At 73.0% G+C, this 685-nt stretch carries 1 protein-coding gene; it reads right to left on the reverse strand.

Annotated features, from left to right (window positions below):
* A partial coding sequence (locus RB628_RS41095; protein WP_318325726.1) for a helix-turn-helix domain-containing protein occupies positions 1 to 610 on the reverse strand: 610 nt, incomplete at its 3' end.
* Positions 611 to 685 lie beyond the last annotated feature (75 nt).

A 685-nucleotide genomic window follows, 5' to 3' on the forward strand; every position in this document is an offset into this window, starting at 1 on the left:
AGCGGCAGCGGGCCTGGATGGAGGTCTTCTCGTCCGCGCTGATGACGTACTCGTCCTCGGCGAGCGGGACACCCTGCCAGGTGCGGGCGTACAGGTCCAGCACGCGCTGGGCCCCGGCGCGGAAGCCGGGGTCGGTGATGAAGATCCAGGAGCGGTGCTGCCAGGGCTTGAGCGCGTCCTCGTTGAGCCAGCGGCGCACGGTGGAGGCGGAGACGGGGCCGGTGATGCCGCGCGCGGTGAGCTCGGCGGCCAGCTCCGGGCATGACCAGCGCGCCAGCGGCACTCCGGTCTCGGCGGGCAGGCGGCAGGCCAGCGCTTTGGTCTCGGCCACCTGCAGTGCGGTGAACGACGGGGGCCGCCCCGACCGCTCGCGGTCACTCAGGCCGCCGAGACCGTGCTCGGCGAACCGGCCGCGCCAGCAGCGGACCGTGTCCAGGTGCAGCCTCGTCTCGCGGGCGATGCGCGCGTTGGACCGGCCGCGCGCGGCGTGCAGCACCACCTGCGCGCGTATCCGCAGCCGGTGCTCGGTCTTGTGGCCGTAGGCCATCTTCTTCAGGCGTTCGCGTTCGGCAGCGCGCAGGGCTATCGGGCAGGCGGCGGCAACGGGCAAGGCAGGCAGGCCGATCGGGAGAAGTGGATCACGACAGGCCGAAAGCCTGCCGCATCCGGCATCCGGCATCCGGCA

Origin of the sequence: Streptomyces sp. ADMS, from assembly GCF_033441795.1 — a bacterium.
In the GTDB taxonomy this organism is placed as follows: Bacteria; Actinomycetota; Actinomycetes; order Streptomycetales; family Streptomycetaceae; genus Streptomyces.